This window comes from Dysgonomonas sp. GY75, assembly GCF_015234155.1.
In the GTDB taxonomy this organism is placed as follows: Bacteria; Bacteroidota; Bacteroidia; order Bacteroidales; family Dysgonomonadaceae; genus Dysgonomonas; species Dysgonomonas gadei.
Window position 1 is genome coordinate 32,757 of record NZ_JADCLQ010000022.1, and the last position, 14,860, is coordinate 47,616.

Annotated in this window: 20 protein-coding genes; 6 read left to right on the forward strand and 14 right to left on the reverse strand. The window is 44.3% G+C overall.

Annotated features, from left to right (window positions below; all coding sequences use genetic code 11):
• Positions 1-94: 94 nt before the first annotated feature.
• The 8 genes from IR083_RS10465 to IR083_RS10500 form a co-directional block, all read right to left on the reverse strand.
• Positions 95-1,021, reverse strand: a complete 927-nt coding sequence (locus tag IR083_RS10465) for a DUF932 domain-containing protein (protein ID WP_194224282.1) — start codon at positions 1,019-1,021, stop codon at positions 95-97.
• A gap of 32 nt (positions 1,022-1,053) precedes the next feature.
• Entirely contained in the window at positions 1,054-1,281 is a 228-nt protein-coding gene (locus IR083_RS10470) for a hypothetical protein (RefSeq protein ID WP_194224283.1), read from the reverse strand.
• Between the two features lie 18 nt (positions 1,282-1,299).
• A complete protein-coding gene (locus IR083_RS10475; protein ID WP_194224284.1) occupies positions 1,300-1,506 on the reverse strand; it encodes a hypothetical protein in 207 nt (68 codons plus the stop codon).
• Between the two features lie 17 nt (positions 1,507-1,523).
• Complete coding sequence (locus tag IR083_RS10480; protein WP_194224285.1) at positions 1,524-1,757, reverse strand: hypothetical protein; 234 nt, start codon at positions 1,755-1,757, stop codon at positions 1,524-1,526.
• Positions 1,754-2,704, reverse strand: coding sequence for a hypothetical protein (locus IR083_RS10485; protein ID WP_194224286.1), 951 nt, complete (start codon positions 2,702-2,704; stop codon positions 1,754-1,756). The genes IR083_RS10480 and IR083_RS10485 overlap by 4 nt, the downstream gene beginning before the upstream one ends.
• 101 nt (positions 2,705-2,805) lie before the next feature.
• Positions 2,806-3,111: a hypothetical protein gene (locus tag IR083_RS10490; protein WP_194224287.1), complete on the reverse strand. Its 306-nt coding sequence runs from the start codon at positions 3,109-3,111 to the stop codon at positions 2,806-2,808.
• Positions 3,112-3,122: 11 nt separating this feature from the next.
• Positions 3,123-3,617, reverse strand: coding sequence for a hypothetical protein (locus IR083_RS10495; RefSeq protein ID WP_242052403.1), 495 nt, complete (start codon positions 3,615-3,617; stop codon positions 3,123-3,125).
• 15 nt (positions 3,618-3,632) lie between these two features.
• Positions 3,633-3,908, reverse strand: coding sequence for a DUF4326 domain-containing protein (locus tag IR083_RS10500; RefSeq protein ID WP_194224371.1), 276 nt, complete (start codon positions 3,906-3,908; stop codon positions 3,633-3,635).
• A gap of 289 nt (positions 3,909-4,197) precedes the next feature.
• On the opposite strand from IR083_RS10500, the gene IR083_RS10505 reads away from it, so the two are divergent.
• Together IR083_RS10505 and IR083_RS10510 are read left to right on the forward strand one after the other, a co-directional pair.
• Positions 4,198-4,656, forward strand: a complete 459-nt coding sequence (locus tag IR083_RS10505; RefSeq protein WP_206759860.1) for a hypothetical protein — start codon at positions 4,198-4,200, stop codon at positions 4,654-4,656.
• A gap of 10 nt (positions 4,657-4,666) precedes the next feature.
• Positions 4,667-5,407, forward strand: coding sequence for an NYN domain-containing protein (locus tag IR083_RS10510; protein ID WP_194224289.1), 741 nt, complete (start codon positions 4,667-4,669; stop codon positions 5,405-5,407).
• Between the two features lie 121 nt (positions 5,408-5,528).
• Here the strand turns inward: IR083_RS10510 and IR083_RS10515 are convergent, their stop codons facing one another.
• The 6 genes from IR083_RS10515 to IR083_RS10540 all read right to left on the reverse strand — a co-directional run bounded on the left by IR083_RS10515 (position 5,529) and on the right by IR083_RS10540 (position 11,980).
• Complete coding sequence (locus IR083_RS10515) at positions 5,529-5,705, reverse strand: histone H1 (RefSeq protein ID WP_194224290.1); 177 nt, start codon at positions 5,703-5,705, stop codon at positions 5,529-5,531.
• 115 nt (positions 5,706-5,820) lie between these two features.
• The gene (locus IR083_RS10520) at positions 5,821-6,462 is read right to left on the reverse strand and encodes a nucleotidyl transferase AbiEii/AbiGii toxin family protein (protein WP_194224291.1); all 642 of its coding nucleotides are present in this window, start codon (positions 6,460-6,462) and stop codon (positions 5,821-5,823) included.
• A gap of 4 nt (positions 6,463-6,466) precedes the next feature.
• Positions 6,467-6,979 (reverse strand): transcriptional regulator, encoded by a 513-nt coding sequence (locus IR083_RS10525; protein ID WP_194224292.1) that lies wholly within the window; start codon positions 6,977-6,979, stop codon positions 6,467-6,469.
• A gap of 204 nt (positions 6,980-7,183) precedes the next feature.
• Positions 7,184-10,186: an N-6 DNA methylase gene (locus IR083_RS10530; protein ID WP_194224293.1), complete on the reverse strand. Its 3,003-nt coding sequence runs from the start codon at positions 10,184-10,186 to the stop codon at positions 7,184-7,186.
• A 19-nt stretch (positions 10,187-10,205) separates the two neighbouring features.
• On the reverse strand, positions 10,206-11,150 hold the full coding sequence (locus tag IR083_RS10535; RefSeq protein ID WP_194224294.1) for a hypothetical protein: 945 nt from the start codon (positions 11,148-11,150) through the stop codon (positions 10,206-10,208).
• A 74-nt stretch (positions 11,151-11,224) separates the two neighbouring features.
• Positions 11,225-11,980: a DUF4121 family protein gene (locus IR083_RS10540; RefSeq protein WP_194224295.1), complete on the reverse strand. Its 756-nt coding sequence runs from the start codon at positions 11,978-11,980 to the stop codon at positions 11,225-11,227.
• A 443-nt stretch (positions 11,981-12,423) separates the two neighbouring features.
• On the opposite strand from IR083_RS10540, the gene IR083_RS10545 reads away from it, so the two are divergent.
• The 4 genes from IR083_RS10545 (at position 12,424) to fic (ending at position 14,796) form a co-directional block, all read left to right on the forward strand.
• Positions 12,424-12,735: a helix-turn-helix domain-containing protein gene (locus IR083_RS10545; RefSeq protein ID WP_194224296.1), complete on the forward strand. Its 312-nt coding sequence runs from the start codon at positions 12,424-12,426 to the stop codon at positions 12,733-12,735.
• A gap of 69 nt (positions 12,736-12,804) precedes the next feature.
• Positions 12,805-13,101, forward strand: coding sequence for a helix-turn-helix domain-containing protein (locus IR083_RS10550; RefSeq protein ID WP_194224297.1), 297 nt, complete (start codon positions 12,805-12,807; stop codon positions 13,099-13,101).
• Positions 13,102-13,542: 441 nt separating this feature from the next.
• On the forward strand, positions 13,543-13,911 hold the full coding sequence (locus IR083_RS10555; protein ID WP_194224298.1) for a hypothetical protein: 369 nt from the start codon (positions 13,543-13,545) through the stop codon (positions 13,909-13,911).
• The gene (gene fic / locus IR083_RS10560) at positions 13,912-14,796 is read left to right on the forward strand and encodes a protein adenylyltransferase Fic (protein ID WP_194224299.1); all 885 of its coding nucleotides are present in this window, start codon (positions 13,912-13,914) and stop codon (positions 14,794-14,796) included.
• Positions 14,797-14,860: the final 64 nt, after the last annotated feature.

Below are 14,860 nucleotides of genomic sequence, written 5' to 3' on the forward strand. Positions count from 1 at the left end.
TTCTCCTGCCTTTCCAGCGGTTATCTATATCCTTAAAAACTCATGGTGTTATAAACGGGAAGAGAGCCTTCCGGCTCTCTTTCAATTCTTGCAGTCAGGAAACGAATACCGCCTCCACATCAATGACGTCATTATCCTTCACCTGACAGAAACTGTCAAGCGTCGAGGCAAACGCGACATTCTGATATACAAGGGATGGGATCGGGGTCTTTTCCGGTTTGTAATACTCAGTCGCGATATTGTACAGGTCCCATGCCGAAATGGAGCTGCGTCCTTTCATTTTCTTCAGCACATCTTCCGTAAACGCCGAGATCTGCGATTGATTCAGCGGGTAGTTCTCCACCCTGCCGGAAAGTGTCTCATCCGGACTGTCATGGGCAACGCGCAAGGCCGTCAGTAATCCGATATACGTATATACCTCCTGCCGGCTGATAACCGTGTTTTTCAGGCGCCTTATCCGTTCACGGTCTTCCGTCATCTGGGTCTCGAACCGGCTTAGCCACTGATCTACGGTATTGAACAGCTCTTCCGTACTGACCTTATTTTTCCCGTAATTCGAAACGGTGCGTTCCGCGCTCAGGATACACTGGTTGTGGCAGGCCTTTACGCATGGCCCTATCGCAGCCTGGATACCGTCCTGATGGTAAGTCAATACAATCGTGGTGGTCAGCTCGTCAGTTTCGTAGTCATTGATCCGGATAGTCGTGAATATCCTCCGCAGGATATGGGCCGACACCGATTTTTCGCCGTGAACCATTTCCTCTTTCTTCAAGACAGTCACTCCGGGGAGGTGCTTGCTGTTGTTGTGCGCCGCGAATATCTCTTCCACATCGTAGTTCAGGTCGTACTTGCCGCAGATGGCAAGCACATTTTCAATTGCCTGGAAATGATAGAGTCCGCGAAGGGGATTGCCTTCGTAATCATCTTCCATGTGGGTACGCTTCAACGTCTGCAAATCCATGGTTTCTACTTTGTTTGTAAGGAAATCGAATGTTTCCTTCCTTGTCATTAATCCGTTCATAATTGTAATTTTTAAAATTGTTAAAAAATGATTTATATATTCTCCTTTATTGTTTCCGGAATGATTTCAATTAAATCCAGTTCATATAACCGGATAAAGATGCCGGGCTTGCCTTCATCGCTTTCAAATACCAGCCCGAATCCGTCATATCCATTCAGTATATGGGAAAAGACGGCCGTTTCACCGGCCCGCGGATGTCCCTCCTTTAGCCTGATCCTCCTGCCTTTCCAGCGGTCATCTGTATCCTTGAAAAAACTCATGGCTTTTCTAATTCAGGGTTAAAATGCCAAAGCATTCATGAAATATTCTATATAGTCATGTTCCAGCCCAAGGTTATCGCACGCGGTTTCCATATCGCTGTATTTCAGGCCGCCCAGGTCCCTTAATTCCCGGAGGTTGCCGGTCTCATCATCAAGATATTCCTGCGCCTGTCCGCTATTGCAACTACATGAGCTGCAGATAGCCGGAATAATCGATCCTGTCATAATTGCAAATTATAGTATTATTTAAGTTGGCTGTTTTTCTTTCCGGTTTGCCTTACATCTACTATCTCCGTTTCCGGATGAATGCCGAAATCCCAATCAACGTCTTTTTCATCCAGGGTTGTATGGATATTGCCGCCCATTACCAGGCCGCAGTGCCTTTCAACATTTTCACGCGCCTTTTCCTGATTTTCAGCGTTCACCCGGAATATTCCCCCGAAGACGAACCGTGTCTTTACTTCATATCGTTTCATACCGTTTGAGGTATTTGGGGTTGGCTGATTATACTTAACGGCTTACCGTAGAATGAGTCGAATACGCCGTAGACCTGCCTGACGGAATAATCACAGTCCCTCCCGTCTTCTTCCACCCTTAGCCGGAAACGGGGAAAACCATCCGGGCTAAGGCGCAGCCTCACATCCTCTTTCAATTCCATTTCCATCAGGCTGCCGCCGCCCTGCATCGAGCTGAACAGGCCGCATTTATTCCCTTTGGGCAGTATTATTTCCGTCAGGTTGAAATCTGCTTCATACAGTTCCCTTATATCTATTGTCGCGATATACGTCAGCAGGTTTGCACCGCAGCATGCATTTTCCAGCTCTTCGTAGAACTGCTCATAGGAAATCTGTTCCTTCCCGTTCCCGGAACGCTTATCCGGAAATATGCCGGCCGTTTTTTCTTTGTGTTCCGTCAATATCTTCCTTACCTTGGCCGGATTCAGGTTCAGCGCATCGACCATATCCCCGAAGTAGGATTCTTCGTAGCGGTACCCGCCGGATGATTCCAGCCAATGGGAGTTAATGCAGTCGTAATTGGATAACAACTCTATGCGGACAGGTATTTTACCCGTATTCCTCAGGAGGTCTTTCAGGGGATCGGAATTGTCCCGGCTGTAAATGGCCTCTTTGATCCCTTCCTCATTCTCCTCAAAGAATTTTTCGGCTTCCCATTTCTTATATCCCATGCCGGCCAGCTCCTTTTTGAGGCCTTCCATAATATCCACTACCGATTCTTCCATTTGGAGGGAATAGCGTTCTTCCACATCCTCTATCAGCGCGATGCCGTTTTTTGCCTCCAGGCATTCTGCAATGGCGGCGGTTCTTTTGTCCAGGTTCTCGTCATAATCGATATAGGTCAGGGAATAGGTTTCATCCATTAATCCCCTTACCATATCCGGATCAATTTCTTTTTTTGGTTCCATCGTTTTTCTTTTTTTGTGTGTTATAAAATGAGTGAAGAGCAGCCTATCAACCACTCTTCCTTGTTTATTTCCTTTATTCCGGTATCTCTTTATGTGTTAAATTAATGAACCGTTATATCCGGCCTGCGCCGGTCTTTGCATACGAGTGTTACAAACTGCAACTCAATCAGCTTGTGTCCGAAGCAGATATCCGAACCGGAACCGGCCCGCTGCCATACACTGAATGTATAGTCTGCAAACGACCATGTGAAGTGGGCGGACAACTTGCCGGAGCGGTCCCTTTGCAACAGGTTCCTGTTTAACTCCACAATATTATCCGACAGGAGTATCATATTCAGTATATCCGTAAAGGCGTTTACCGCATTTTGGCTTGTATGGTAAACCGGACCTAAGAATTCTATCTGCATGGCTGTAATTGTTAATCGTAATTATCATCGAAAATTTCAAGCGAATTGCGTTCAATATCGAAGAAGCTGCCGGAAATGCTTTGACAGGCAAGGACGTCATCCGGTATTTCCAGCGTGTCATCTTCAAATTCAGGACAGGAAGCATGGTTGTCCCGGTAATTCGTGACCAGCAGGTGGGGGTCGTCTACAGCTATATTATGTCCGTGATAGTTGCACCATGAAAGAAAATGATCTGTTTCCGATTCGTCCAGTTGCTCCAGCGCATCCCTTATTTCAAAGAAATTCGGGCAGAGCCATCCTTCATTTATCAATATATCCGGAATATTCTCCCATGCAGGATACCTGAATACCGGATTGCTTTCATCGGGAAAATAGTTATCGCAGGCGGTGTAAAATTCTCCCATATCCCCGTAGTCGGATAAGTAGAACCAGTCACCTCCACGACTATCGTTGTCTATTTCCCGTTGGGTAGTTACTACAACTTTTGCTTCTGTTATATCCATCATCTTCAAGGTCTATGGTTATACTTCTTCCGCAATAGTATCTAAATATTCCGCGATAATATCTCCATGACAGGGATGCGGTTTGCAGAAACATCCAAGCCTTTTGCCTTTTAACGAATGAATCCTTTCCTTGAACTCCGGATCTGTCTGAATACGCTTATCGAAATATTCCTTATACTTTTTAAGTGTCGAACCTCTGGCAGACTTATCCATAAGTGGAAACGGGTTGCCGAAATATCCGCTTAGGCCTTTTCCAGCCCGGCCTATATATACGTCGTACCCGTCACGGCGTATATTGACTACTGTTGTTTTTTCATATCATACTATTTTTTTATTCATACTTATGTGGAAACCGTCTGTTTCCGGTCCACAGGCTTTAAAGGGCGCGTGTCCAGGCGGTGCAGGGCTTTCCGGAAAAATACCGGAGCGCAGCGAGGATGATTTTTCCCGGAAACCGCTTTAGCGGCCCCGGCCTTGCTCCGCCGTTAAGGACTCGCAAGCTACCTTTGCCTGTGGGACCGGAACAGACGGTCTTTTACATTGTTTCCCTTTCTTTATCAAAGTGGTAATCGCATAATTATGAATGAGCCATCTCTTATTTTTCTTTTTATTCTTACCTTTACAGGAAGAAAAAACAGACGGAATGACAGAGCGTTTTTATGATATAAAGCATTTGACGACAGGACAGCTGCGGGAGTTGTTTTCATCCTACAGGAAACATGGTTGGGTCGATTTTGAATACGATGAACTAAGCGGAAGCAAGCCTCCGGTACTGGCTGATGCCGGGATTATCCTGAATATACAGGCTGAAAATGAAGAGAATTACTTTGTGTATATGCTCGGCCATGAGGATGAAAAGGATGGGGTAATGATCGGCTTCGGGTTGACTTACCATGAGGAATTTTCCGCCTTCCTGCATCTGCCGCCCCGGTTCCTGGATGAGCTCGTTGAAAAGTACGGGCTGAAGGATTCCCATGAGCAAAAAGACTATACGCTTATCGAATTCCTTGTGGAGGATTATAAGGGGAAACCGCTTAATTGACCGGAAACAGATGAAAAAAGATAAGATATGCGTGGAGAATCCGGCACAGAGGGTTGCCGTACTGGTTGACGGGGATAACGCGTCCTCCGCTAAGCTGCAGGATGTAACGGAACTGGCCGGGCGTTATGGAGAGGTAATCGTTAAAAAGATTTATGGGGATTGGACTAAAACGGGGCTGTCCTCATGGAAAGAACCCGCAAAGGAGTTTTCTTACCGCTTAGTTGAAGCCCTGCCTTATGTGAAAGGGAAAAACACGACCGATATGACGCTTGTCATCGAGGCGATGGATTTGTTGAACTCGGGAAACATAGATGTTTTCTGCATTGTTTCCAGCGATAGCGATTATACCCCTCTGGCTATGCGTATAAGGGAGGAGGGGCTTATCGTGATCGGATACGGGGAGAGTAAAACGCCTGCCGCTTTTGTCAATTCATGCAAAAGGTTCGTGTTTTCGGACCAGATAGCGCAATCCGGTTCCAATCCCGGTAAAGGGGATACTCCCGGTATCCTGCTCAAAAAAGAGGCGGACCTGTTCGATAAGGCATATGAGCTGGCTATCGATGGAAAAGAAGAGGTAACCCTCTCCCAAATAGGCATGGCTTTAAAACGGATCAGGCCGAAGTTTAAAACCAGGCGTTACGGTTGCAAAACATTAGGGGCGATCTATGAGAGACTGGACGGCTATGAGGTGATGCAGACCGGGATAAAGGGTATTTATAATGTTGTCAGGAAGAAAAGCAGTTTGCAGTGAGTTATGGTAACCTCCTGTTTTTTATTTATAAATGCGCCTTTCCATGGATAGTTATTATCAAAATAAAAAAAGATTATCCCTCTGAAGAATAACCTTTTATGACTACAAATAAGAATGGAAATTACTTTTTGGAAGCGTCCAAAGAGGCCTTGCGGAACTCTTTCAGGGCCTTTTCTATTGCCAAAGATGTTTTTCTGGCGCGTTGTCCAGCGGCCTTATTTCCACTTTCTGCCTGGGAGTTTGCATCTTTCGTAAATTCGGCAAATAGTTGGGCTAAATTTTCTGTTAAATTTTTCATTGTTGTTCTATTTAAAATTCAGGCAAAGATAATATCAAGTCCTGTATTCATAAAATTTTGCATGCTGCTTTTTTGAAAATTAGGCGCCATCCCCTATGATAAAGGCCTGAAAACATTATTTTGTATTTACGGCTTCAACAAAATCAAGCTTAATTAAATCCCAGTATTTCCCTTTCAGGCACACAGGATCCGGATCGTTTTCAGCAAAATCGAACTGTGTGAGGTTATTAATAACGTCTTTCTCGTTTTCGGCATAAGGGTAACGTTCCGTATAGAATGAAAGCATCCTGTCAATGCTATATCTGTTTAATAACTCATGCAAGTCCCAGAAATCTTTCTTCCGTCCATTCCGGGAGAACACGTCTAATTTCATTGCTATAATATCCTCGACGTCTGCCAGCCGGATATTATCGATTTCTTTTACAGGACGGATAAAAGGATCTGTATAGTATAAATCCAGCTTGATATAATCAGAAGCGGATTCCCCTATATAGTAAGACTTCCCGAATCCGATCAAATCGATTTCCGATGTCGAAACATAAGAAAACTCCCTGTCCAGATAATCCTTTATAGCATCAAAATCAATACTGCCGTATTCAGAATCCGTAAACAAGTCAATATCGACAGACTCCCTGTGCCCAAACTGCAAACTTAAAGCAGTGCCGCCGACCAGTCTGAACGGTTTCAATATACAGGCCGGCATCAGTTTATTTAACGATGTAAGCAGTAAAGGAGTAATCGTGTTATAGTATAGCATAACCTTATACTTTTGATAGAAACTTATTTGCCTTATCCCTGACGGAAGGCTTAATGTCATTATAAAAATTCAGAGCCTCATTTATAGTATCTTTTCCATAGAAGCGGGAGATTTCTGTTTTTTCCTGCTCATTTCCCCGTTCAAAAATCCGCCGGATAACCGAGCGTTTATTTTTTACCCAATCAATGTTTTCTATTCTTGTATCCCAGAACAGGGTCGGATTTATCTTTGTCAAATCCGGATGATAGTCCTTGTACTTTTCCTTTTTAATCCGGGCTATATCATAATACACTTGCAGTATCATAAAGAACCCTTCTTCAATGTCCAAAGCATTCTCTATCTTCAATGCAAGCTCAGGATTCATCCGTCTCTTACCCTTAGTTATCGCAACTAAGGTCTGGGGATATTCATCAATAGACAGGGCAAAGCGGCTTTTTGCCATCTTTCTCTTCTTTAATTCCCGGTCAAGAAAAATCCCGGGATGAATACCTTTTATTATGTCTATTATTGAATTCATAAGAACATTACATATTTATTCCAATACAAAGATAATGAAAAAATAAACAATTTTGTTTTCTTTATATTGTTTGTTTTCGAATTTATAATTTCAAAAAGTCGGGATACCCATTTGTAATATGAATTTTCAGTTTCTAAAGGGAGCGTTCAGCATAACACGAACAGGTGAAATCGATTTAACACCAAAGCCTACCTTTTCCATTCTCTAGCACACCAACCTCTGTCGTCCCCAGCTGATATGGAATTTTCCTTCGCTGTCCTGTTCCCGGGTAAGCAGGCTTTCGATTACGGACATGGTAATATCGAATTCTTCAAATATTTCCGATTGTTCCTTAACTTCCCCGGTTTTTATGAACTCGTTCAGCCGTTCCTTGGTCAGTACCAATGCCATTAAGTTCTGCTCGATCGAATCTTCATAGGTTACAAAATGTACCCGCGTTTGATCTTTTGAATCGAGCCGGATAAAGCGGAAGTAAAACTGCTCCATCTTCGGGATATTCCATTGCAGGGATTCGAGTATGACGTCATTGCATGTCGGGATATTGGCCGAACTTTTTAGCGATTGCTGCGTGCAGATAAGGATGCCGTTCAACGTATCCTCAAATTCCGTAATAATGCTTTGCCTTTTCTTGAATGTGACATCCCCCTTGATTATAAATACCGGCCTGTTTGGAAATTCTTTCCTGACATATTGCTCATACATATCCAAAGCCGCCAGCGTAGTACAGCCGATAGTAACCTTTCCGGGTATCGACTTTACCATATCTTTGATATACCTGGTCTTATTCGGATATGGATCGCCGGAATAACCGTCTATCAGGTTGGGCACGGAGCAGGCTTTTACCAGCAGCCTGATCTGCCTCATCAAACGCAACCCGGCTTCTTTCTTGCTATCCCCGGTGCTGTTGTAGTATAATTCGCATATCCGGCAGAATTCCTCGACAATGACGCGGTAGACCTCCCGTTCACCATCGGAAGGCGTAACCGAATGGGTCTTCACCTCGTATTTCTCCCCTGCGAAGTCCTTAAACTTGCGGGTAATGATCGTTTTGCCGATCAGGTCAAACAATTCCCCCTTATTGTAGATATCCTGATTTTGTTTTTCGATACCGAATACGCTGGCTTTACCGGGACAGAAGCAGGCCTTGAACAGGGTATGCCCCTGATAGGCTGGAAAGGGTTCCCCGTAATAGTCATTGATCTTTCTGACAATATCCCCGCCTTTATCCTGATAGTAAATCCGGTCGCACCGGCACATCATATTGATGGAGTTGTTGTAAAGCAGCTCAAACTGGCTATATAACTCGGTGATGTGGTTCCGTGTGGTGGTTCCCGTGTCCAGTATCTTATAATTCAATCGCCTGAATATGCTTAGTGCGGCCTTAGTCCGTTGTGATACCGGATTGGTTATCTCATCCGACTCGTCGAATATCAGGCAGAATTTCCGTGAATGGAGTTTTATCAGCCTGCTCAAGTCCCGTTTCAGTTTACTGAGCATGGATATGCTAACCACCAGGAAAGCTCCTTCGGGTATATTTCCGAAGTCCTTATAGCTTCGCAGCGTATAATACCGCTCCCTGTTCATTTTCAGGAATGTTTCCCATGTCAGGTTGGTCGCTATTGCCGGAGCCAGTACGATGACATTCCTTACCTTCCGGTATTTGAGCAGGTACTTTGCATAATGGTATACTGCCGCCGTTTTACCCGAGCCCTGCTGCCAGTTGAGCAGGGAGTACCTTTTCTGAAGAACCAGGTTCAGGTCGTGTTTCTGCAAATTAGTGAACCGGCATACTTCCTGTTCCTTATTGATAAATGTCGCGTTATCCAGATAGTTCTGAATATCCGGGTCGATATTCATTTCGGAGAATATAAGGCTTTGTTTTTCATATTCCCGCTGTTTCCTGCGTATCAACTTCTCCGCGGCTTTTACCTGCTTCCTTATCTTAGAAGTATATTCGGGAGGAACAGGCAAAGCGTCCCTCTCCAGAACCAGATCGTTCATATCGGCAAAGCGGCGCTTTATCCCATCCAGCAGGCGGGGAGCATATTGCTTGAGTTTAAAACCGTAATTTGTTTTAACCAGGGCGACTTCCTTTCGGTGTATGACATGCTGGCTGGTAATATATTTTCGGATAATACCCAGTACTTTTACCGTTGTCAGCTTATTCCTTTCCCATTCCTTAAACTGTTCATTGGAGCAATCTTCCGGAGGCTGCTGGTTACGCAGTTTGGCAACAAGCGCAACCGCTTTGTCATAGTGCTTTTGAAGGTGTTTGTGCGTTTTCAGTTCAAACAGGTACTTGCTTAGCTTATATTCGAACCGCTCCAGTTCCTCCCTGTTTATTGAATGCGTTTCCCTCATCAGGCTCACCTTCAGGTTGGCTTTGAGTATCCCGGCTGCATCGATCCGCTTGCCCAGTTCTTCCCATGAAACAAACTCTTCGGCATTGTATGGTGTCATTTCGATGTGGCGTGATTCACGCATAAACGCCATTATTTTGGTATTGAAGTTGTGGACACCGACTCCGGCAAAAGCATTCGCATCCAGTTTGGTCTGTCCTATAAATGAAAAATCACGGTTTATGACCGTGACTCTCGTTTTCTCCCAAAATTCGTTTTGCAGGAAGGAGCAGGGGACGATTATCATCAGTATGCCTGCCGGATTCAGGACGGAGTGGGCTTTTCCCATATAATAGAACTGGGACGGCTGCCTGTCGAATTCCAGATTGAACGGCGGGTTGCCGATCACCACATCAAAGCGTTTATCCGGCTTGTATTGGAAGATATCGCATTTTTCGATATGGGCCTCGGGATATAAGTACCGGGCGACCGAAACCGCTTTCCCGTCGATATCGAAACCATATACATTATGTGGGTTCGGCAAATGGTTAAAGAAATTCCCCATGCCGCAGCACATATCGAGTACCATATCCGACCGGTCCGGTTTTATTAAGCCGGCCATATCCCGGCAGATCTCATGGGGCGTGAAAAATTGCCCCATTTCAAATTCTTTCTTGGCCTGGGAATATTCATGATAACTGGTAAAATCTTCCAGTTTAAGGTTATGCAGCCCGCCGGCGCCTGTGTAACAATTGTATATCGTTTCGGGCGGCAGCTCGTTTTTGCCGGTATCGATGCAAAAGAGGATTTTCTCGTTTATTTCCGCCCGCCTGTCCTGCGGTATCTGTTGGGGAATTATCCGGTACATAATGGTTTTAGTTTAAAGGTTAGTCTTCATTATCGTCCCTTAACTGGAGCGTATCCAGCTTTAGTTTACAGAAACACGCCTCAGCGGTCTTCGCGTCTTTGAACCTGACATCGATGCGCCCGTTTTTAAAGAATTTCATTTCTTCCGCGTTGCTTGCCGTCAGGCTGTATGGACGGGAAACGTCCACATTATTGTCATCAAACCATATTATCACGGAGGCGCCTCCATCCAATGTATCATCCGTGCAGAAAGCTATTCCCGCGCAAAAGTTTTCAAGCTTACTCCGGCTGTTATATTCCAGTTTGTTTTTCTCCGGCCAGAAATTATCAAAGCTGATTACATCGGGAAATACGATTTTGTCCTTCTTCAACTCCGGCTTTACCTTACTCCAGGGGCCGGGCTTAACGGCGCCGTGGAACCGCCGGATTAATTCTTCTTCCGCCGTATCCCGGAAACTGCGTCCCCCGAGGTGTTCGATTACCAGGTCGACATAGCTTTGGTAAACCGGACGGAAACCTATAGGCAGTTTTTCAGCGTCTATCCCAGGGTAAGGGACGGATACGTTGTAGGCGCTATTGAAATAAGCCACGATTGACCTGGCAAATGCCGTTACAGCCCCGCAGTTCTTTTCAACCAGCTTATCGATGGCGTCAAACGGCTTGAATTCAAAGTCCGTATAGTCCGTCCTGATCGTTTCATAACTACGGTAAGGGTCGCTTTTTTTGACTTTACCATTGGCCGTATAATTGATTTTATGGCTGTCCTTATATCTGGCGGCTTCCTCTGCAAACAGGCCGTACCAGCGGTCGATTTCATCCAGGCTGCGGTAGAGGCTTGCCTGTTGCCCTTCGCAGAATATGCGGTCTGCACCGGATATTTTATCTTCATTGCGTACCTGTATCTTATAAATGGAAGAAAGCAGGTCGGTGCTGCTTCCGCCTGCCGTATTATTTTGTGTAGACATAATTACTTATTTTATAGGTTTAACTGATGAAAATTTATTCGGGACGGATGAGGAAAGTGATGACCTGATGTGTTTCATGGTCTTCCTGTACCTTTACTTTTGTGGGTAATGCCCCTATTATACGGGTTGTAACAGGCGCGTTGAAGGGGCAGGCGCTTGATCTCGTCACGGTAACACCATACGACAAGCTGGTTCCTGTTGTATCCCGGAAATACGGCGGCACAGAACCTGCGGAGGAAATTCCGGTACTCGTCTTCGGAATAAAAGGCAATGCCGTTTCCCGAATACAGGTATTCTGTTTGAGGGTCTTCCATCTTATTTAAGATGATCTTCCGCCATGTCCTTGTGGTAAAATCGCCGAACAGCGGTTCCGGTTCGGTATATTCCCACATGCTTACCTTCGCGTGGAAATAGACCGCCCCGTTTGCCCTCATGCCGTTATGCCCCCATGTTTTAAAACGGTTGTTGACGGTTCCGGCATACTTCAGTTCCTTTTCGTGCATGCCGCAAAAGGGGCCGCCGCTAACGTCGAAGCTGATTTCCCCGTCCATGCACCCGGCAAAGGGAACCATCGGTTTGACACATACATACAATTCCCCATCCTTATTTCTTTCAAGAAAGGCGATGGGGGAGTAATCCCCGTGTTTGCATGTATAAAGCAGGCGGTCCCCGGCCTTTGGTTTTGACTGCGACCGGGTCGACTTAATCCATTCGACCAGATCATTCACTTTGTCCACATCTTCCTTTGTCAGGGTATGGCCGCCATGATAGGATTCGTTTAAAGGCATCAACGTTCCGATGCTGTACCTTTTTTCTTCTTTCTGTAGCATATTATTTTCCTTTTTTTATTAATCCGGCTTGTGGGGCCGGAGATACCCATAGCTACAGGCCGGAAAAGGTAGTGTCCGGGCGGGGCGGGGTTTTCCGGAAAAATACCGCAGCGGAGCGAGGATGATTTTTCCCGGAAACCGGAAGGCCTGACCTTGCCCCGCCGCTCAGGACACGGATATACCTTTGCCTGTGGCTATGGATAGCTCCGGGTTTATTTGACGGCGCTTTTCCCTGTTATCTTTAATTATCCAAAATGTCCTTTCCATAATCATACACGTTTCGATGAGGTGCATGCGTAATTTTCCATTGTATGATCCCGGAAGCCGCCTGTGTGGTGACATATGATGATATAAGGTGTAACAGGCCGTCAGGGATATACAGCCTCTCATTTTTTGTATTTTGTTTGCACCGGAAATAAACCAAAGATCAAAAGAAAAATGTTATGGAAATAGTAAATATCGACGCGGAACTATTCGAGAAGATGCTCTCGAAATTAGAGGGTTTTATCGCCCGCATGGAAACCCTGTGCCGCCTGCATGCCGGTAAAGACAGCGGTAAATGGCTGGACAACCAGGATGTATGCCTGCTGCTTAGCATATCCCAAAGGACTTTACAGACGCTCCGGGATAACGGCACATTGGGTTTTAGTAAAATCAGCCGCAAAGTCTACTACAAGCCGGAAGATGTGGAGAAGATCATTCCACTGGTGGATTACCTGCGGAAAGCAGCCCTCAGGAAAGGAAAGCAGATATAATGAAGAGGTATGGTAACCGTGCCGTATGGGGATAAGTTTTAGAGTATAATAATATAAACCGGAAAACAGATGGGTAATCAATTAATCACAGCTGAAAATGAAAGGATAAAATCATTGTTCCATTCATTGGAGCGCCTCTCCTCATCATTAGAGCGCCTGCTTTCTTCCCGGAAGCCGACGTTGAACGGGGAGAGCTTTTACACGGACGAAGAATTATCGAAAAAATTGAAGGTCAGCCGGAGCAGTTTGCAGGATTACCGCGACCAAGGACGTATCCCATACATCAAGCTGGCCGGTAAGATCCTTTACCGCGCTTCCGATATCGAGAAACTATTGGAAGATAATTACAGGGAGAAGTTCGGATAATTGTCCCGTACTTCAGGTATTTTAACAAACATTTTGTAGAAGATTGTGAAAAACGGCAGGCTATTAAAATTAGCCTGCCGTTTTAATTAATATTATAGTCTGTAATAGGGCCAGGCCTGTCATCGGCTGTCATGTATCATTGATGTTTTACCTCGGCCTGCGCCTGTATATCCCAAGAATAAAACGTCAACACCAAGCCGCAAGCGGCTTTACAAAAAGTCTCGACATCTTCGCTCCGTTTCAGATTGTATTTTCCGTAAAGTGTTGACTAATTTAGTCCTTCCACAGAAAGACATGCTTACAAATTGAAAAAGGAAAATTATATAAAAAACTATCCTCATAAAACACATCGATATATTAAAATTCCCTAAATTACCCCTCCTGAAACTCATTATTTTTCATATATTTGCCTGATATTGAAACAATGTATTGCTAACGACAATGAATAAATTGCTGACATATCCCAGGGAAGAGAATCAGGCTAAACCAAAAGGCGGATTGTATCACAAAACGCAAGTGAACCCAGCCTATAATTCCAATAAAATTGGGAATAGTAAACTGGCTGAAGAACAAACCCGCTATATTTTAGAGGCACATACTATTGATCCCAAAGATCAGGAAGTTATACTTGCTAAAGCATTCAATCTCTTTATTGCGTTCGATTATCTGTTCGATACAATAGATAAACATCTTTCAAATGATATTATAAAAGAGTTTTATCGTATTCCGAAAACAGGAACTTCCGATGCGGCAAAAGAGAAGAAAAAATACTTTTATGCCGGTTTAACGGATGAAAACTTCGTAAAATAAATGAGCAACAAGGCAAAAATATCCATTCGTTTTTTTGATGACCGTGAAGTTCGTGCTATTTGGGACGAAGAGAACAACAAATGGTGGTTCAATGTCGTAGATGTTGTTGCTGTACTCTATGGTCAGGATGATTATACGAAAGCAAATAACTACTGGCGTTGGTTAAAGCGAAAACTTACCAAAGAACAAAACGAACTTGTGAGTGCTGCTCACGGTTTCAAATTCGTAGCGCCGGATGGCAAGAAACGTTTAGCCGATACGCTTGATAGTGATGGTGTTATTTCATTAGCGAAACATTTCCCGAACAACAAAGCTGTTAAATTCCTTGATTGGTTTACATACAGCGACAATAGTATTGACGGACAGAGTAAGAAAAAGGCATATTCCTTTTTTGAAAGCAATCTTATCAATGATGCTGAGATCGGAACAACAAAAAGTTTGCGGCAAATTCATGCCTATATTTTTGGCGGATTATATGACTTTGCGGGACAAATAAGGCAAAAGAATATCTCAAAGGGCGGATTTCAGTTTGCTGTGGCGCATTTTTTAGGGAACACACTGAAAGAAATAGAACAAATGCCGGAAAGCACATTCGACGAAATAGCCGAAAAATATGTAGAAATGAACATCGCCCATCCATTTATGGAAGGTAACGGGCGAAGCACACGTATTTGGTTGGACCTGATACTGAAAAAACGATTAAAGAAATGCGTTGATTGGAGTAAAATCAATAAAAACGATTATATGGGTGCGATGATAGAAAGCTCCACAGATAGCACTAAGCTGAAGAGTTTGCTAAAAAATGCGCTTACAGGCGAAATCGATAGCCGTGAAATGTTTATGAAAGGAATAGATTATTCATATTACTATGAAGAGAATGAATGACCTGCTATCAAATACTGATAAAAATACATATCTCATGGCTTGTAGTGGGATATGCTTTGTGTGA

Coding starts and splice junctions, on each gene's coding strand:
- IR083_RS10555 (WP_194224298.1), top strand. CDS start 13,543: ATGAATAAATTGCTGACATATCCCAGGGAAGAGAATCAGGCTAAACCA.
- IR083_RS10485 (WP_194224286.1), bottom strand. CDS start 2,704: ATGGAACCAAAAAAAGAAATTGATCCGGATATGGTAAGGGGATTAATG.
- IR083_RS10480 (WP_194224285.1), bottom strand. CDS start 1,757: ATGAAACGATATGAAGTAAAGACACGGTTCGTCTTCGGGGGAATATTC.
- IR083_RS10540 (WP_194224295.1), bottom strand. CDS start 11,980: ATGCTACAGAAAGAAGAAAAAAGGTACAGCATCGGAACGTTGATGCCT.
- IR083_RS10525 (WP_194224292.1), bottom strand. CDS start 6,979: ATGAATTCAATAATAGACATAATAAAAGGTATTCATCCCGGGATTTTT.
- IR083_RS10505 (WP_206759860.1), top strand. CDS start 4,198: ATGAGCCATCTCTTATTTTTCTTTTTATTCTTACCTTTACAGGAAGAA.
- IR083_RS10470 (WP_194224283.1), bottom strand. CDS start 1,281: ATGAGTTTTTTCAAGGATACAGATGACCGCTGGAAAGGCAGGAGGATC.
- IR083_RS10475 (WP_194224284.1), bottom strand. CDS start 1,506: ATGACAGGATCGATTATTCCGGCTATCTGCAGCTCATGTAGTTGCAAT.
- IR083_RS10510 (WP_194224289.1), top strand. CDS start 4,667: ATGAAAAAAGATAAGATATGCGTGGAGAATCCGGCACAGAGGGTTGCC.
- IR083_RS10545 (WP_194224296.1), top strand. CDS start 12,424: ATGGAAATAGTAAATATCGACGCGGAACTATTCGAGAAGATGCTCTCG.
- IR083_RS10520 (WP_194224291.1), bottom strand. CDS start 6,462: ATGCTATACTATAACACGATTACTCCTTTACTGCTTACATCGTTAAAT.
- IR083_RS10465 (WP_194224282.1), bottom strand. CDS start 1,021: ATGAACGGATTAATGACAAGGAAGGAAACATTCGATTTCCTTACAAAC.
- IR083_RS10515 (WP_194224290.1), bottom strand. CDS start 5,705: ATGAAAAATTTAACAGAAAATTTAGCCCAACTATTTGCCGAATTTACG.
- IR083_RS10535 (WP_194224294.1), bottom strand. CDS start 11,150: ATGTCTACACAAAATAATACGGCAGGCGGAAGCAGCACCGACCTGCTT.
- IR083_RS10530 (WP_194224293.1), bottom strand. CDS start 10,186: ATGTACCGGATAATTCCCCAACAGATACCGCAGGACAGGCGGGCGGAA.
- fic (WP_194224299.1), top strand. CDS start 13,912: ATGAGCAACAAGGCAAAAATATCCATTCGTTTTTTTGATGACCGTGAA.
- IR083_RS10490 (WP_194224287.1), bottom strand. CDS start 3,111: ATGCAGATAGAATTCTTAGGTCCGGTTTACCATACAAGCCAAAATGCG.
- IR083_RS10495 (WP_242052403.1), bottom strand. CDS start 3,617: ATGATGGATATAACAGAAGCAAAAGTTGTAGTAACTACCCAACGGGAA.
- IR083_RS10550 (WP_194224297.1), top strand. CDS start 12,805: ATGGGTAATCAATTAATCACAGCTGAAAATGAAAGGATAAAATCATTG.